The sequence below is a fragment of the Pseudomonas inefficax genome (assembly GCF_032164165.1).
Classification (GTDB): Bacteria; Pseudomonadota; Gammaproteobacteria; order Pseudomonadales; family Pseudomonadaceae; genus Aquipseudomonas; species Aquipseudomonas inefficax.
The window spans coordinates 5,422,103-5,438,365 of sequence record NZ_CP134401.1 but is presented as its reverse complement, the minus strand read 5'-3'; the positions used below and the strand labels follow the sequence as shown (position 1 = coordinate 5,438,365).

The window sequence follows — 16,263 nt, the reverse complement described above, 5'->3', positions numbered from 1 at the left end:
CGGCCGCCGCGCAGGCTCAGAAGTCGCGCTTGTAGAAGATGTCCAGTGAGCTGGCCAGCCCGCTGGCAGCCTCGAGATACACCTTTTTGCTCAGCTTGTAGCGCAATGCAATGGTATTGGCGGGCTCGAACACCCCCACCCCGTAGCGCAGGCTCAGCTTCTCGGTGAGGTTGCCACTGGCGACCACGCTGGTGGTATTGCCCGAACCTTCGGTGTCCAGTTGGAAGTCGTCGATGCCCAGGCTCGAGGCCAGGCTGCCGGTGATGCCCGCGCTTCCCGCCAGGCCCAGGCCCAAGGCCGCCTCGGCGAGCATGTTGTTGTCTTCGCCGGAAGCGCCCAGAGGCCGCCCCAGTACCAGGTACGAAAGCGCCTGTTCCTGGCTCATGGCCGGCTCCGAGAACACTTTGCTGGTGGGCTGCTCGGCACTGCCGCTCAGGCGGATACCGGCAATCACATCGTCGACCTTGCGAATCGCTTCAATGTCCAGATACGGCTGATCGATCGGGCCTGCGAACAGCAGCCGCGCCCGGCGGATGGTCAGGCGCTGGCCGTAGGCACGATAGCGGCCGTCGGCCAGGCTCAGCTCGCCACGGGTGTCGAGGTTGTCGCCGATGTGCACATGGCCGAGCAGATTGGCCTTGAGACCAAAGCCGCTGAACGAAAGCTTGTCGCGGCCCACTTCCACATCGATGTCCATGGCCATCGCCATGGGTGGCTTGCCCTCTTCGGTCTGGTGACCGACGATCACCGTGTCATCCGAAACCTTGACGGTAGACGGTGGCAGCTCACGCACGGTGATCGTGCCCTTGGGCACCTGTACCTTGCCGGTAACCGCCAGCTTGTCGTCGACCAGGCGCAAGGTCAGGTCCGGGGCGACCTCCAGTGTCGCATAGGGCTCGACCGTGATGGGCAGTTGCTGGCCCTGCAGGCGCAGGTCCATGCCCAGTGCCTGGCCCCAGGTGAGGTTGCCGTTCAACTGGCCGCGCCCCGCTTCGCCACTGTGCCAGCCGCCATTGAGCTGCACCTGCTCGCCGGCAATCACTGCCTGCAATGACAGGTCCTCGAGGCTCACCGGCAGCTCGGCGCCACTGACTTCGCCGCCGCTGAGCATCAGGTTGCCGTTGACCTGCGGCGCCAGCAGGGTGCCCGACAGCCGGCCGCTGCCATTGAGCTGCCCGGCCAGGCGCTCGACCATGGGCACGAACGGGCGCACCACCGACAGGTCAAGGCCGGCCAGGCGAAAATCACCCGAAAGCGGCTTGTTCCTGCCCAGTGGATCGAGGCGGGTGTTGACGTTCAGCTCGCCCAGGCGCTCGCCGCGGAACGACAGGCGAGTATCGACGCGCCGTGGCGCCAGCGTACTGTCCAGGCGCAAGGCCTGGTACGGGAAGTCGACCCAGCGGTCCTTGTCACGCACGCGCAGGGTACCGCCACTGGCATCGACGACGATGTTGCCCTTGGGGCCGCTGGCCGGGATGTCCAGGTTGATGTCGGCATTGAGCAGGCCCTGCCAGGCGAAGTCCTTCGGCAGCCACTGGGCCAGGCTGTCCAGCGGGAACTGCTTGAGGTGGTAACGCAAGCGTGGCTCGGGGGCCAGGCGCTGGTCCTCGCCACACAAGCTGGCCTGGCCGGAGCGCCAGCAGTGCGCAGCAAAGTCCAGTTGGCCGCTGGCCAGCCGCTGCAGGCGCGCCGGTGCCTGCAAGCGCCAGTCCTGGCCGCCGGCCTGGATCCGCCCACTGGCCAGGCGCCCACGCCAGTCCCCCTTGTTCAACTGGCCATCCAGGCCGAGGTCGAGCTTGAGCTGCGGGCCGTCCAGCGCCAGGGTCAAGGCTTGCTGGCGAATGTCACCTTTGCCGTTGGCCTGCAAAGTCCCCAGGGCCGTTTCACCCAGGTGAATGCCGCTGGCCTTGAGTTCGATCACGCCGCGCTGGGCGTTGTCCAGGCGGGCATCCAGGTTCAGCTGCTGCAAGCGGTTTTCCACCTGGGCCAGCCGTTGGCCCTGCAGGGTCAGCGTACCTTGTGGGGCCTGCAAGGTGCCGGCGACGTCCAGCCGGCCCTTGACCTGGCCCTGCAACCTTGGCCACAACTGGCCGAGACGCGGCAGGTCGAGGTCGAGCCGCCCGGCCAGGCGCTGCTGTAGGCTGCCGCTTCCATTGATGCGGTTATCCCCCAGCTGGACTGCCAGCGCGCCCAGGGTCCAGCTCTGCCCTGCCCCCTGGGCCTCGACCTTGAGCATTGCCGGCTGGCCGCGCAAACGGCCTTTCAGGTCTAGCTGGGCATCGAGGCTCAAGGCGTCGCCTTTCATCTCGCCTTTGCTGCGCAGCGGCCCCGCCAGGGTACCCGGCAGCTCGGCCAGCCAATAGGCAGGGTCGAGTGCCGACAACTGCAGGTCGACATCCCATGCCAAGGTATCGGCAAAGCGCACGGCGACACTGCCGGCAGCCTTGCCTTGCCCGGCGGTCAGCGCCAACTGCGGCAGTTTCACCTGGCTCAGGTCACCTTCGAAGGGGCTGGCCAGGCTGAACGCGCCGGCCGGGCCATCCAGGTCGCCATTGAAGGTGCCCTGGTAGTTGCCATCGCGATAGTGCACCTGGGCCATGAACCGCTTCAGGGTGACCTCGGGCGGTGTCTCCAGTGGATACAGGCGCAGCCACGGGAAGTCCTGCCAGTCCAGCTGGGCATCGGCGACCAGGCCTTGCTGCCAGTCAGCGGTGGCTTGCAACTTGACCTGCTGGGTATCGCTGGCGTTCAGGTCCAGGGCATCGAGCCTGGCGCCTTTGCCGTCGACCAGCCCGGACAACAGCAAGGCGATCGGCGACTGCTCGGCCGGCAGGCTGGCCGCCCCCGAAAGTTGATAGCCCTTGCGCAGGTCGCCGCTGGCATCGAGCTTGAGCTGGTTGAACTGCACGGTGTCGGGCAACGAGGCGGCCGGCTTGAATGCCTCGGAGCGGATCTGCAAGGTCGCTGGCAGGTGCTCGGCCAACGCCTGCAATTGCCCGCTCAGCGTGGCGTCGAGGTAACCGCTGCTGGTGCCGGCGAGTTTCAGGGTTTTCTGCAGCTCGCCGGTAGCAGTCAGCGCCAGCTGCCACGGTTTGCCGTCTACCGCTGGCAGTTGCAGCTGCGCCTGGAGCTGCACCGGCCAGTCAGCTTCGGGCTGCAGGTCGCCCTGCAGGTTCAATTGCAGGTCATCGCGCTGCAGGTGCAGGCTGTCGATGCGCAGCCCGGTGCTGGTCCAGTGCGCCGCCAGTTGCAAATTGCCAAGCAGGTCACTGCCATCCAGGCGCAACTGGCCAACCTTGACCTCACCCAGCTCGATGGCCAGCGGCAAGCGCAGGGCCGGCAACTGCAGCGGGCCACTGTCGGCCGATTCGCCGCTGGGCGCAAAGGCCATGTCGATGCGCTGCGCCTGCAACTGGTCAATGCACAAGGTAGAGCGCAGCAGGCATGCCGGCGACCAGGCCAGCAGCGGTGCCTGCACCTCTACCGTGCTGCCGTCATCGGCCCAACTCAGGCGGCTGGCTTGCCAGCTACCTGCCAGGCGGCCCTGGAAGTCAGCCACCTCAAGCCCGGGCACCTTGCCCAGCACCCAGCGGCTGCCAGCTTCGGTCCCCAGCAGCAGGCCGAGTACCAGGCCCAGGCTTGCGGCTACCCCGAGCAGGCCCGCCAGTATGTACTTGATCACGCGTTTCACAGCTCAGGCCCCATGGAAAAGTGCAGGCGAATTCCCCCTTCATCATCCAGCGCCTTGGCCAGGTCCAGGCGCAGCGGCCCGACCGGCGACACCCAGCGCACGCCAAAACCGACACCGGTCTTGAGGCTTGGCAGCTCCAGGTCGTTGAACGAGTTGCCCTGGTCGACGAAGGTTGCCAGCCGCCACTTTTCGGTCAGCGAATACTGGTACTCGACACTGCCGGCGACCAGGTAGCGGCCGCCGATGCGGTCGCCGTCGCTGTTCTTCGGTGACAGGGTCTGGTAGTCATAGCCACGCACGCTCTGGTCGCCACCGGCGAAGAAGCGCAGTGACGGCGGAATGTTGTTCTTGAAGCCATTGGTCGCGCTGCCACCGAACTGCACCCGGCCTAGCAAGCGATGGTCACGGCCAAGCGTGGTCAGGCCCTTGAGCAGCACGTTGCCATGCAGCAGGTTGGTGTCCGAGACCAACCCTTCCTTGGCCACCTGTACATCGAACTGCAGGCGGTAGCCGTTATGCGGATCGATGCGGTTGTCACTGCGCAGGAAGGAGTAACTCACGCCGGGCATCAGCAGGTTGCTCAGCCCGGAGTCATCACCCAGGCGGTACTCCTCGCGCTGGTACTTGAGGGAGATCACCCGCTGCCAGCCGCTTGGCAGCTTGCTGTGCCACTCGGGGCCCACCGTCAGCAGTTTGCTGAGGGTGTCGGTGCCGGCAATTTCTTCGTTCTGGTAGCCGCCAGCAAAGCGCAACTTGTCGGTCAGCGGTGGGTCGAGGGGGATGTCGTACCAAAGCCCGACGTTCTGCCGGGGCGCCGACAGTTCGGTCTCCCAGCCGTAGCTATGGCCCTGCGGGTTGACCCAGTGGCGGGTCCAGTTGGCCTTGCCACGTGGCCCGACGTCGGTCGAGAAGCCCAGGCCCAGGCCCATGGTGCGCGGCTTGCGGGTTTCCAGGCGGACATCCACGGGAATTTCTTCGCCCACGGCGGCGGTGGGCGCCGCATCCACGCGCACGCCTTCGAAGTAGCCGCTCGATTGCAGGTCGTTGTTCAGCTCGGCGATCAGTTCCGAGTCGTAAGGTGTACCCGGCTTGAACGAGACCATGCGCTGCAGCAGGTCGTCGTCCAGCGGTGTGTCGCCACCAAAGGTGACGGCGCCCAGGTGATAGCGCGGGCCGCTCTGGTAGACCAGTTCGATATCGGCCACACCCGCCTGGGGGTCGACCGCCAGGCGCTGGCGGCTGAAGCGCCCACTGAAGAAGCCATAGCGCGATGCCTGGTTCTGGATCAGCCGCTTGGCATCTTCGTAATGGCCGTGGTTCAGTTGTTCGCCCGCGCGCAAGGCCTTGCTGTCGGGAACGCGAAAGGCCTTCATTTCGCTGGCGGGGCCTTCGATGCGTACGGTCACGTTGCGCAGGCGAATCGGCTCGCCGGGGTCGATGGTGATGATCAGTTGCGGGGAACGGTCAGCCTCGCTGGCGGGCTTGACCTCCGTGTCGATCTGCGCCTGGTAGTAGCCAAGTGCCTGCGCGGCTTTGCGCGCCTGCTCCTGGGCGCCGCGTCTGAAGCGCAGCAGCGCTTCTTCATCGCGGTCGCCAAGGGTACCGATATAGCCTTCGACATTGGCCTTGAGCGCCTTGTTGGCCGGTTTGACCTTCACCAACAACTCGCTCTGGCCCCATGCTGCGAAACTGGCGACCCAGATAACCAGGCCCCAGGTCAATCTTCCTGAATACGTCATGCGGCGCATGCTACCAGAGCCGGGCGCTCAAGGGAGCCGCCGCGCAGTCTGCTCAGGCAAAAGCAGAATTGGAAGAGACCGGGTTGGGATGGTAGAACACCCTTTCACGGATTGGTCCTACAGCCACCTCACCAATTTCCTCATAGCCCTGGCGCTGGTAAAAGGCCAGGTAGTGCTCGTTGCCGGTGTCCAGCACCACACCCTGGGTACCAGGGTCGTCTGCGCACCAGTCATGCACAGCTTGTAACAATTGCTCGCCGTAGTGCTTGCCCTGGAATTGCGGGTGCACGCCCAACAGCGGCAGCACATGCACCTCGTCGGTGGGCAGGCAGGTGGCCAGGGCGGCCTGGTAGTCCATGTAACGGCGCGTACAGCGCAAGCCGGTGCCCATCATCATGCGCAGGCGCCAGGCCCAGCTGTCGGCCACGCCCAGCCGGCGCATCGGCGGCACGATCAGGGCCAGGGCGATCAGGCGATCCTCCATGAGCAGGCCGATGGCGGGCAGTTGCAGGTAGAAATGCTGGCGTACCCACTCGCGCACCATCACCCGCAGGCGCCGCTCGTAGCCTGGGCGCTGGGCCTCGAAGATATAGGCAAAGGTAGGTTCGTGACGGTAGGCGTTGTACAGCAGCGAACGCGCCTCGCGGCTGTAGCCGTCATCGAGCAGGCAGACACGGGCCGGAGTGGCAGTGGTTTCGGGCATTGCGGGCAGTCCTCCTGGAATGGGCTTACAGTGCCCTGGCAAGGACGTTAGCAGCAGGCTCCCGAAGCCGCCATGCTGGTGATGGCAAGCGATGTCGGCTAGCATCGCGCCTTTTACCGGGATCATCTTTCCATGAAGATCGTCTGTTTCAACATCAACGGCTTGCGGGCCCGCCCGCACCAGCTGGCGGCGCTGATCGAAAAGCACCAGCCGGACGTGATCGGCCTGCAGGAAACCAAGGTCAGCGACGATCAGTTCCCGCTGGCCGACGTGCAGGCGCTGGGCTACCACGTGCATTACCACGGGCAGAAAGGCCACTATGGCGTGGCCCTGCTGTCGCGCCAGGCACCACTGAGCCTGCACAAGGGCTTTGCCAGCGATGAGGAAGACGCCCAGCGCCGCTTCATCTGGGGCACCTTCGCCGATGCCGATGGCAACCCGATCACCATCATGAACGGCTACTTCCCCCAGGGTGAAAGCCGCGACCACCCCACCAAGTTCCCGGCCAAGCAGCGTTTCTACAGCGACCTGCAGGCGCTGCTGGAAGGCCAGTTCCGCAACGACCAGCCACTGCTGGTGATGGGCGACATGAATATCTCGCCGCAGGACTGCGACATCGGCATCGGCCCGGACAACGCCAAGCGCTGGCTCAAGACCGGCAAGTGCAGCTTCCTGCCGGAAGAGCGCGAGTGGATGGAGCGCTTGAAAGGCTGGGGCCTGGTGGACAGTTTCCGCCACCTGTACCCGGAAGTGACCGACCGCTTCAGCTGGTTCGACTACCGTAGCCGCGGCTTCGAGGACGAGCCCAAGCGCGGCCTGCGCATCGACCTGATCATGGCCTCGCAGCACCTGGTGCCGCGGATAAAGGATGCGGGTGTGGACTATGAACTGCGCGGGATGGAAAAGCCGTCGGACCATGCGCCGATCTGGCTGGAATTAAGCTGAGTTTAGCGGTGAAGCCACAAGGCGCATGCCTTGGATCTTGTATTGCCTGTGAGATCGGGCGCCGCCCGCGCGGCGCTTCGCGGGGCAAGCCCGCTCCCACATCTGTTTCGGGCCAATTATTCCTGTACCAGGTGGGTTGCAGCCTTGGTGCATGGCTGGAGATGGATGAGGAGCAGTTGCCCACCCTTGATATCGAATGGAACAAACAAGGCGGACAGAGGTGACCTCACAGGAGTGACTGGCCCGAAACAGATGTGGGAGCGGGCTTGCCCCGCGAAGCGCCGCGCGGGCGGCGCCCGATCTCACAGGCACCACAAAGCCCAAGGCATGCACCTTAACCCACCACTCACAACCCCAACCGCAACACCTCCCCCACCCCCGCCCCGCGCACATCGTCCGCCGCGCTGACCAGAGCAAAGTTGTAGGCCCCATGCGACCAATACCGTGCCTCCAGCTGGCCATCCACGCGATGCCCGTCCGGCATGCGCCGATACTGATCACCTGGTGAGCGCAGGAACAGGCTGATGCGCTGGCCCTTGCCATCCTCGAACACCAGCAACGCCGCCGGCCCACGCTCATTGCTTAGCAGGCGCGCGCCCACTGGCTTGAAGCCGTAGCCCGCCAGGTCCGGCAACTGGCCCACGCGGCTGAAATGGCGCCCCAGCCAGTCACGCAACTGGCCCGGGTCGCTGGCCTGGATATCCAGTGCCTGGCTGCCGGCAAACAAGCGATGTGCCTGGACGGCATCTGCCATCGGCAGGTCGCCACGCGCCAAGGTCGCGTCGCGTACCTGCCAACCACCCAGGCCACCCACCCCCAACGCCAGCAACAACACCGCTGCCGTGGCCCAGCGGCGCTGGCGGCGTTCTCGCAATTGTCGACGCAACTGCCCCAGATCCAGCTGTGCAGCCCCGGGCACTTCGCCAAGCCCGGCCAACGCTGTACGCAGGCGGCGGGCGTCGGCACGCCAGCCCTCGACCTTGGCCGCAGCCTGCGGGTTGGCCGCCAGCCAGGCCTGCACCTCGGCCCGGCGTACAGACTCCAGGCGTTCGTCGACGTAAGCGTGCAGTTCGTCTTCACTGGGGATCAGGCGCGTCATTTCAGTCTCCGCAAGGCCGGGGGCTGGGGGCTGCCCTCGGTCAGTTCGCGCAAGGCATTGCGGGCGCGCGACAGGCGCGACATCACAGTGCCGATAGGGATGCCCAAGGTCTGGGCGGCCTCCTTGTAGCTCAAGCCTTCGATGCTGACCAGCAACAACAACGCACGCTGTTCTGCCGTGAGCCGGGCGAAAGCCTGCAGGTCGGCCTGGGCCAGGACGATGGCCTCGAGGTTGCCGCCGACCGGTTCGTCGTCGCGCTCACCGCGGCCGAACCAGGACAGCCAGCGCGCGTGCAGGCGCTCGCGACGCTTTCCGTCGAGGAACAGCCGATAAAGGATGGTGAACAGCCAGGCCCGCAGGGCATCGGCGTCGCGTTGCTGGTCGCGCCGGCTCAAGGCCCGCTCGACCGTGGCCTGCACCAGGTCGTCGGCGCTGCCCGGCTCGCGGGTCAGCCACACGGCAAAGCGGCGCAGGCGGGCCAGCAGCTCGCGCCACTGGTGGTCGTCCAGATCATGCATGGCAAAGTCCCGGCGTCTGGGGTTGTCAGTGTAAGAGGCAGACGCCTGTGAAGAAAATCTATTCCCGGCGAAGGAATAAGTTTTTCCCTGCGCCGTCGTACCGGCACCTTCACTGAACCGGACAATGACCATGAACTCACCCCTGCACGGCCCGGCCAAGGCCCTGCGCCTTGCCGCCATCGGCGCCGTGATGCTGGCCGCGGGCGGCGCCTTTGCCTATGCCGCCGGCTGGCTTGGCGAAACCCGCCTGACCCCACAACGCATCATCGACACCTTCGAAGCCCAGGCCGGGCATTACCCGGGTTACCGCAAGAACCACGCCAAGGGCCTGTGCGTCAGCGGCTACTTCCAGCCCAGCGGGCAGGCCGCCAGCCTGTCCACGGCGCGGGCGTTCAGCCAGCCGCGGGTGCCAGTGATCGGCCGCTTCGCCATCGGCGGTGCCAACCCGTTCGCGCCGGATACCGGCATACCGGTACGCAGCCTGGCCATCGAGCTGAGCACCGACGACGGGCAGGTCTGGCGTACCGGCATGAACAACCCGCCGGTGCTGGCGGTAAGCACGCCACAAGCCTTCTATGAGCAAGTGCTGGCGGGGGCGCCAGACCCGGCCACCGGCAAACCGGACCCGAGCAAACTGCAGGCGTTTTTCGCCGCCCACCCGGAGAGCGCGGCGTTTCGCCAATGGGCGGCGGCTTACAAGCCCAGCAACAGCTTCGCCAGCACGCAGTACCACAGCATCAACGCCTTCCGGCTGATCGACGCAAGCGGCGCGGACCACCCCGTGCGCTGGCAACTGGAGCCGCAAACAGCGTTTGTCGCCTTGCCTGCCCAGGTCGATGACAAACAGTTCCTGCAGCATGACCTGCAGCAACGCCTGGCCCAAGGCCCGCTGCGCTGGACACTGCGCCTGGTGCTGGCGGAGCCTGGCGATGCCGTGGACGACCCTGCCAGCCCCTGGCCTGCCGACCGGCGCAGCGTGAACGCCGGCACGCTGGTGCTGGAGCAGGTCGACGGCCCCGAGCAGGGGGCCTGCCGCGACCTCAACTTCGACCCGCTGATCTTGCCCCGAGGCATCCAGCCCTCCGCCGACCCGATCCTTGCCGCCCGTTCGGCCGCCTACTCGGAATCCTTCAACCGCCGCAGCCGCGAATCGCTCGGCACCGGAGCCCACCCATGAAAACCGACGCCTTCCACCCCCTCGCCCGCCTGTTGCACTGGCTGATGGCCGTGCTGATCCTGGCGATGTTGTTCATTGGTGTGAGCATGGTCGCCGACCTTTCGCCGCGACATCCCGTGCTGATCGGGTTGCACAAGGCAACTGGCCTGGCCTTGTTGGTACTGGTGCTGCTGCGCATCGGCGTACGCCTGGCCCTCCCCCACCCGGCCCTGCCGCGCGACCTGCCTGTAGCGCAACGCTGGGCTGCCGGGGCCTCGCATCTGGCGCTCTACGGCCTGATGCTTGCCATGCCGCTGCTGGGCTGGGCCATGCTGTCGGCTGGTGGCTACCCGCGCCCGCTGGGCTTGCCGGCGATCGCGCCTCATGACCTGCAGCTGTACGCCGTGCTGCGCCAGGCCCATGGTTGGGCCGGCTACCTGCTGTTCGCCACGGTGCTGGTGCATGTGGGCGCGGCGTTGATGCACGCGTGGGTGCGCCGCGATGGCGTGTTGCGTAGCATGTGGCCTGGCCCACTGCGCCGTAGCGAATGACGCTCGGCAGCTCAGGGTGTCGACAATCGATAACAATTCCTAACAAGATCGGCTTTCTATTCGCCGTACCACCCTGGACTGCCCTATGAATGTCGCAAAGGATCCTGTCGCACTCGCACCCGCCAGTACCCTGGACTTGCGCCCCCTGCTGCTGGCCAACATGGCCTGTACCATGTCGATGATGGCCTTCGTCGCCCTGATCGGCCCGATCGCCCGCCAGCTCGGCATGGCCACCTGGCAAGCCGGTGCCGCCGTGACCGTGGCGGGCGTGATCTGGGTGCTGCTGGCCCGGCCCTGGGGGCGTGCCGCAGACCGGCTGGGCCGACGGCGCATCCTGCTGCTGGGCAGCGCCGGCTTCACCCTGGCCTACTGGCTGCTGTGCCTGTTTGTCGAAGGTGCGCTGCGCTGGCTACCGGGGGCGACCCTGGCCTTCATCGGCCTGATGGTCGCGCGCGGTTGTATTGGTGCCTTCTATGCTGCTATCCCGGTAGGCTGCAATGCGCTGATCGCCGACCATGTCGAACCGCAACGACGGGCCCGGGCCATGGCCTCGCTGGGTGCGGCCAACGCCGTCGGCCTGGTGGTGGGGCCGGCGCTGGCGGCGCTGCTGGCGCGCCATAGCCTGAGCCTGCCGTTCCATATCATGTCGCTGCTGCCGGCCAGTGCCTTCCTGGTGCTGCTGTTCACCCTCAAGCCGCAGGCGCTGTCGCACAGCCATGCGCCCAGCCCGGTGCGGCTGAACGACCCACGCTTGCGCCGGCCCTTGCTGGTGGCGTTCAGCGCAATGCTCAGCGTCACGGTATCGCAGATCATTGTCGGTTTCTTTGCCCTCGACCGCCTGCACCTGGGCCCTGCCGAGGCAGCCCAGGCCGCCGGCATCGCGCTGACCACGGTAGGTGTGGCGCTGATCCTGGCGCAGGTGCTGCTGCGCCAACTGGAATGGCCGCCGTTGAAGATGATCCGGGTCGGCGCCACGGTTTCGGCCCTGGGTTTTGCCTGTGGCTCGCTGGCGACCACAGCCCCCTGGCTGTGGGCTTGCTATTTCATCGCGGCGGCTGGCATGGGCTTTGTCTTCCCGGCGTTTTCGGCGTTGGCGGCCAATGCCATGCACGCCTCCGAGCAAGGCGCCACGGCCGGCTCCATCGGTGCTGCCCAAGGCATGGGCGCAGTGATCGGGCCGCTGGCCGGCACCCTGGCATATGCGGTCGATCCACGCTTGCCATTCCTGGCAGTGGCGGCGCTGTTGCTGTTGGTCGGGTCATGGCCGATGCCGCGCGATCAGCGGGCCTGACAAGCACAGCGCGCAAGCGTGCAGAGTGTGTTTTAATGCGCATCGCTCATTATTATTGACACCTCTGATTACAAGGCGGCTATGGACACGGGGACGCGACTCAAACTGGTGCGTGAACGCAACAACCTCTCCCAACGGGAACTGGCCCGCCGCAGTGGGCTGACCAATTCGACGATCTCGCAGATCGAGCAGAATCGCGTCAGCCCTTCGGTCAGCTCCCTGAAAAAACTGCTCGAAGGCATTCCGATGAGCCTGGCGGAGTTTTTCAGTTTCGACGAACCGGTGCGCGAAGAGCGTTACGTGTTCCGTGGCGGCGAACAGCCAGACCTGGGCCGCAACGGCCTGCGCATGCTGCTGGTCGGCGCCAGTGTCGAAGGCCGGCAGATGCGCATGCTGCGTGAACTGTATGCACCGGGCGCCGATTCGGGCGAACCGATCGTGCATGCCGAGGGTGAAGAGTGTGGCCTGGTCACCCGTGGCACCGTCGAATTGTGGGTCGATGGCCAGGTGAGCGTGCTCAACTCGGGCGACGGGTACTACATCCCCACTACCCTGCCGCACAGCTTCAAGAATATCGGCCCGGACGAGGCCGAGATCATCAGCGCCAACACCCCGGCGAATTTCTGATTGCCTGATTAGCGGTGGATGGCACCGGCTTTGCCGGTGTTCGCGGCTGAAGCCGCTCCCACAGGGAAAGCGCCAACTCTGTGGGAGGGGGCATTCAGATAGCGCTGTCGGCGCCCTGAAGCAGGGCCTCTTCGACAAAGTCCAGGCGGTCCTGGCCGAAGAACATCTGGCCACCGACAAAGCAGGTCGGCGCACCAAACACCCCGCGCCCCACGGCCTCTTCGGTCGCGTGCCTGAGCGCAGCCTTCACCTCCTCATCAGCCGCCAGTGCGCGAAATGCCTGCGGGTCGAAGCCGTCCTGGCTGAGCGTATCGTCGAGGACTGCGCTGTCGCCCAGGTTGCGGCGCTGCGCAAACAGCCCCTTGAACAGCACCGCCAGCAACGCCTCGAACCGCTCCGGCGAACGCAACTGGGTGCCCACTGCCCCGCGCATCAGGGTCAAGGTATTGACCGGGAAACCCAACGGCAACCCGAACGGTACCCCGTAGCGCTCGGCGAAGCGCGCCAGGTCGGTGAACATGTAACGGCCCTTGGCCGGGATCATCACCGGCGAAGCATTGCCGGTAGCCTGGAAAACCCCGCCCAGCAACATCGGCCGGTAGCGCAGCGTGGCACCCTGGCGGGCACACAGCCCAGGCAATTGAGTCCAGGCCAGATAGCTGGCCGGGCTGCCCAGGTCAAAATAGAAGTCGACAGTCTTGTGCATGGTTACGGTCCTTGCTCTGGGAAAGGGGCTTACCAACGTTCCATCCAGGGGCGCAGGTCCAGCTCGAAGGTCCAGGCGTCGCGGGGCTGGGCATGCAGGAACCAGTAGCTGTCGGCGATGTGCGCCGGGTCGAGGATGCCATCCTGGCCCTTGAGGGCGTAGCGCTCGGGGAAAGTGTCACGGATGAAGGCGGTGTCGATGGCACCATCAACCACCACGTGAGCCACATGGATGTTCCGCGGCCCCAGCTCGCGCGCCATGCTCTGGGCCAGGGCGCGCAAGGCATGCTTGGCCCCGGCGAATGCCGCAAAGCCCGCCGCGCCACGGGTGCCAGCGGTGGCGCCGGTAAACAGGATGGTGCCGCGCTCGCGCTGGACCATGCGCCGGGCCACCGCCTGCGCGGTAAGGAAGCCGGCAAAACAGGCCATCTCCCAGATCTTGAAGTACTTGCGCGGGGTTTCCTCGAGAATGCTGCAGGGCACATTGGCACCGATATTGAACACGAAGGCGTCGATCGGGCCGATATCACGCTCGATGGTTTCGACCAGCGCCGCCACCTCCTCCTCCTTGCGCGCATCGGAGCCGAAACCGTGGGCCTGCCCACCAGCAGCGCGAATTTCGTCCAACAGCGGCTGCAACTTGTCTACCTGGCGCCGGGTAACACAGGCAATGTAGCCCTCGCGAGCAAAGCGCTTGGCGATTTCGCCGCCGGTAGCATCCCCCGCGCCTATCACAAGCACCACTTTTTGTTGTTCTGCCATGCCTGTCTCCATTGATGAATGATCGTTTAGTAAACGAACGCTATGTTATGATCGCTGCCACCGTCAAGCCCGCCTGCAGAGGCAAGTGAATGCGCTACACCAACGAACACAAGCAGCAAACCCGCGAGCGGCTGCTGGCCAGCAGTGGCGCGCTGGCCAAACGCGGGGGTTTTTCCAGCACCGGCGTGGCCGGGCTGATGAAGGCGATCGGCCTGACCGGCGGCGCCTTCTACAACCACTTCCCGTCCAAGGACGACCTGTTCACCGAGGTTGTGCGGCAAGAATTGTGCAACAGTCCGCTGGCGCGCCTGGCCAACCAGGGCGCAAGCCGCGAACGCCTGGGCCGTTGCCTGCAGCAGTACCTGAGCCTGGCCCACCTGCACAATGCCGAGGGTGGCTGCCCGCTGCCGCCATTGGGGGTGGAAATTGCCCGGGCTGAAGCATCCGTGCGTGAAGTGGCCGAGCATTGGCTGGTGGAACTGCACCAGGCCTGGAGCGCGACCCTGGAGGATGACGAGTTGGCCTGGGTGCTGATCAGCCAGTGCGTCGGCGCCTTGCTGGTCGGGCGCATGCTGGCCACGGAAAGCGTGCAGTCGCAGGTACTGGCCGCCAGCCGCCACTTTGTCGAGAAGGCCCTGCATGAAGCGGATTAGTCTACTGCTGGGGCTACTGTCGAGCCTGCCTGCACTCGCCGAACAAGCCTGCCCGCCAGGGCAGTACCAGGTATGCCTGATGGGGTGTTTCTGTGCCCCCATCGACCCCGGGCAGGCCGGGCAGATTTTCAAGGATGTGGAAGTACTGGCTTCCTCCAGCCTGACATACGCATTGCATCAGGCCCGCGACGAAGCCGTCGCCAGCGGCGTCGAGCCGATCCCGATGCATATCCGTGCGCAACTCGAACCCTGGTATGACTTTGCCGTACTCGACGCGGCGCGCTTCCGCGTGGGCGACGAACAGCAAATGAGCGCGGCCAACGCGCTGCTGCAGAACCCAGATGTGAACGCCGTGACGCTGATCGACACGATCATCTTCCGCCGCCTCGCCGACGCCGAGGACAACGTGGCCTTGTGGGCACACGAGCTCAAGCATGTGCAGCAGTATCAGCAGCTGGGCGTGGAAGAGTTCGCCCGGCGCTACACGCGCAACTACGACGACCTCGAAGCGCCGGCCTACAAGATCGAGGCCGAAGTAGGCAAGGCGCTGCGCGAGCGTGGTTCGGTGCAGGCCAGATAATTCCTTGTCATTGCGCGGTCACAGTGTAGGAGCGGCCTTGTGTCGCGAAAGGGTCGCAACGCGGCCCCGGCAATATCTGCTCCAAGCTGAAATCGAGGGGCTGCTTCGCAGCCCTTTCGCGACACAAGGCCGCTCCTACACTGCGACCGCATCAGTGGCCAAACCAGGTGTCAGGACGCCGCAGAAGCTTCTTCAGCCGCCTGCTCACGGCTGGCATAACGCTGCGCCAGCACCGCGCAGACCATCAGCTGGATCTGGTGGAACAGCATCAGCGGCAGGATCATCGCGCCAATCCCACTGCCGACAAACAGCACCTGCGCCATTGGTACCCCGGTGGCCAGGCTCTTCTTCGAACCGGCGAACAGGATGGTAATGCGATCCTCCAGGTCAAAGCCCAGCAGCTTGCCGAGCAGGCGGGTACCGTACAGCACCACCGCCAGCAAGATCCCGCACACGGCAAACAACCCGACCAGGTGTTGCGGCGATACCGTGTGCCACAGCCCGGTGACCACTGCCTCGCTGAACGCGGTGTAGACCACCAGCAGGATCGAGCCCTGGTCCACCACCTTGAGCCAACGCGCATTGCGCTTGACCCAGGCACCGATCCAGCGCCGGGCGACCTGCCCGGCCACGAACGGCACCAGCAGCTGCAGGGTGATCTTCAGCACTGCATCCAGGCCAGAACCGGTATCACCGCTGGCCCCCAGCAACATCATCACCAGCAACGGCGTGAGGAAAATACCGAGCAGGCTGGATGCCGCCGCGCTGCAGATGGCCGCTGGCACGTTACCACGCGCCAGCGAGGTGAAGGCGATGGCCGACTGCACGGTAGCCGGCAAGGCACACAGGTAGAGCACGCCCAGGTACAGTTCGTTGCCCACCAGCGGCACGAACAGTGGCTTGAACGCCAGGCCCAGCAGCGGGAACAATACGAAGGTGCAGGAGAACACCAGCAAGTGCAGGCGCCAGTGCCCGGCACCAGCGATTATCGCCTCGCGTGACAGCTTGGCGCCGTGCAGGAAGAACAGCAGGCCGATGGCCAGGTTGGTCAACCAACCGAAGTACACCGCGCCGTCGCCCGAGCAAGGCAGCACGGTGGCAATCAGCACCACCCCGAGCAAGGCCAGGGTGAAATTGTCGAATAACATTCGCAAATACTTCATCGCAGTTTCCATCTTGTCATTGTGCAAGGGCAGACGATAAGGTTTTCGGCTTTTCGCCGCTAACGCCGGAACCCCCACCG

At 65.4% G+C, this 16,263-nt stretch carries 15 protein-coding genes; 7 read left to right on the top strand and 8 right to left on the bottom strand.

Annotation, left to right across the window (positions count from 1 at the left end; genetic code table 11):
• Positions 1–16 precede the first annotated feature (16 nt).
• Genes RIN61_RS24480 through RIN61_RS24470 form a run of 3 tightly spaced genes read right to left on the bottom strand, consistent with a single transcriptional unit; the run spans position 17 to position 6,133 of the window.
• The gene (locus RIN61_RS24480; RefSeq protein ID WP_313854697.1) at positions 17–3,691 is read right to left on the bottom strand and encodes a translocation/assembly module TamB domain-containing protein; all 3,675 of its coding nucleotides are present in this window, start codon (positions 3,689–3,691) and stop codon (positions 17–19) included.
• Positions 3,688–5,430 (bottom strand): autotransporter assembly complex protein TamA, encoded by a 1,743-nt coding sequence (locus tag RIN61_RS24475; RefSeq protein ID WP_313857686.1) that lies wholly within the window; start codon positions 5,428–5,430, stop codon positions 3,688–3,690. Before RIN61_RS24475 ends, RIN61_RS24480 begins: the two co-directional genes overlap by 4 nt.
• Before the next feature lie 52 nt (positions 5,431–5,482).
• On the bottom strand, positions 5,483–6,133 hold the full coding sequence (locus RIN61_RS24470; RefSeq protein ID WP_112253479.1) for a GNAT family N-acetyltransferase: 651 nt from the start codon (positions 6,131–6,133) through the stop codon (positions 5,483–5,485).
• Between the two features lie 132 nt (positions 6,134–6,265).
• Between RIN61_RS24470 and xthA the strand changes: the two genes are divergently transcribed.
• Positions 6,266–7,078 (top strand): exodeoxyribonuclease III, encoded by an 813-nt coding sequence (xthA, locus tag RIN61_RS24465; protein ID WP_112253478.1) that lies wholly within the window; start codon positions 6,266–6,268, stop codon positions 7,076–7,078.
• A gap of 346 nt (positions 7,079–7,424) precedes the next feature.
• Here xthA and RIN61_RS24460 read toward each other — a convergent pair whose 3' ends face one another.
• Together RIN61_RS24460 and RIN61_RS24455 are read right to left on the bottom strand one after the other, a co-directional pair.
• The gene (locus tag RIN61_RS24460; RefSeq protein ID WP_313854693.1) at positions 7,425–8,177 is read right to left on the bottom strand and encodes an anti-sigma factor family protein; all 753 of its coding nucleotides are present in this window, start codon (positions 8,175–8,177) and stop codon (positions 7,425–7,427) included.
• On the bottom strand, positions 8,174–8,695 hold the full coding sequence (locus RIN61_RS24455; RefSeq protein WP_112253937.1) for a sigma-70 family RNA polymerase sigma factor: 522 nt from the start codon (positions 8,693–8,695) through the stop codon (positions 8,174–8,176). The genes RIN61_RS24460 and RIN61_RS24455 overlap by 4 nt, the downstream gene beginning before the upstream one ends.
• Before the next feature lie 124 nt (positions 8,696–8,819).
• Between RIN61_RS24455 and RIN61_RS24450 the strand changes: the two genes are divergently transcribed.
• From RIN61_RS24450 to RIN61_RS24435, 4 genes are all read left to right on the top strand, one after another.
• Entirely contained in the window at positions 8,820–9,872 is a 1,053-nt protein-coding gene (locus RIN61_RS24450; protein ID WP_112253936.1) for a catalase family peroxidase, read from the top strand.
• Entirely contained in the window at positions 9,869–10,402 is a 534-nt protein-coding gene (locus RIN61_RS24445) for a cytochrome b (protein ID WP_112253935.1), read from the top strand. The genes RIN61_RS24450 and RIN61_RS24445 overlap by 4 nt, the downstream gene beginning before the upstream one ends.
• 85 nt (positions 10,403–10,487) lie before the next feature.
• Positions 10,488–11,693 (top strand): MFS transporter, encoded by a 1,206-nt coding sequence (locus tag RIN61_RS24440; protein WP_313854690.1) that lies wholly within the window; start codon positions 10,488–10,490, stop codon positions 11,691–11,693.
• Positions 11,694–11,774: 81 nt separating this feature from the next.
• Positions 11,775–12,320 carry a cupin domain-containing protein gene (locus tag RIN61_RS24435; RefSeq protein WP_003248033.1) on the top strand — a complete coding sequence of 182 codons (546 nt, stop codon included), beginning with the start codon at positions 11,775–11,777 and terminating at the stop codon, positions 12,318–12,320.
• 94 nt (positions 12,321–12,414) lie between these two features.
• Here RIN61_RS24435 and RIN61_RS24430 read toward each other — a convergent pair whose 3' ends face one another.
• Together RIN61_RS24430 and RIN61_RS24425 are read right to left on the bottom strand one after the other, a co-directional pair.
• A complete protein-coding gene (locus RIN61_RS24430; RefSeq protein WP_112253933.1) occupies positions 12,415–13,026 on the bottom strand; it encodes a 2-hydroxychromene-2-carboxylate isomerase in 612 nt (203 codons plus the stop codon).
• Positions 13,027–13,055: 29 nt separating this feature from the next.
• Positions 13,056–13,787, bottom strand: coding sequence for an SDR family oxidoreductase (locus tag RIN61_RS24425; protein WP_112253932.1), 732 nt, complete (start codon positions 13,785–13,787; stop codon positions 13,056–13,058).
• A gap of 89 nt (positions 13,788–13,876) precedes the next feature.
• Here RIN61_RS24425 and RIN61_RS24420 point away from each other — a divergent pair, with 89 nt between their 5' ends.
• Positions 13,877–14,440: a TetR/AcrR family transcriptional regulator gene (locus RIN61_RS24420; protein WP_252378567.1), complete on the top strand. Its 564-nt coding sequence runs from the start codon at positions 13,877–13,879 to the stop codon at positions 14,438–14,440.
• A complete protein-coding gene (locus RIN61_RS24415; RefSeq protein WP_313854686.1) occupies positions 14,427–15,020 on the top strand; it encodes an eCIS core domain-containing protein in 594 nt (197 codons plus the stop codon). The genes RIN61_RS24420 and RIN61_RS24415 overlap by 14 nt, the downstream gene beginning before the upstream one ends.
• Positions 15,021–15,190: 170 nt before the next feature.
• On the opposite strand, the gene RIN61_RS24410 is transcribed toward RIN61_RS24415, so the two are convergent.
• Positions 15,191–16,183, bottom strand: coding sequence for a bile acid:sodium symporter family protein (locus RIN61_RS24410; protein ID WP_370290160.1), 993 nt, complete (start codon positions 16,181–16,183; stop codon positions 15,191–15,193).
• Between the last annotated feature and the right edge of the window lie 80 nt (positions 16,184–16,263).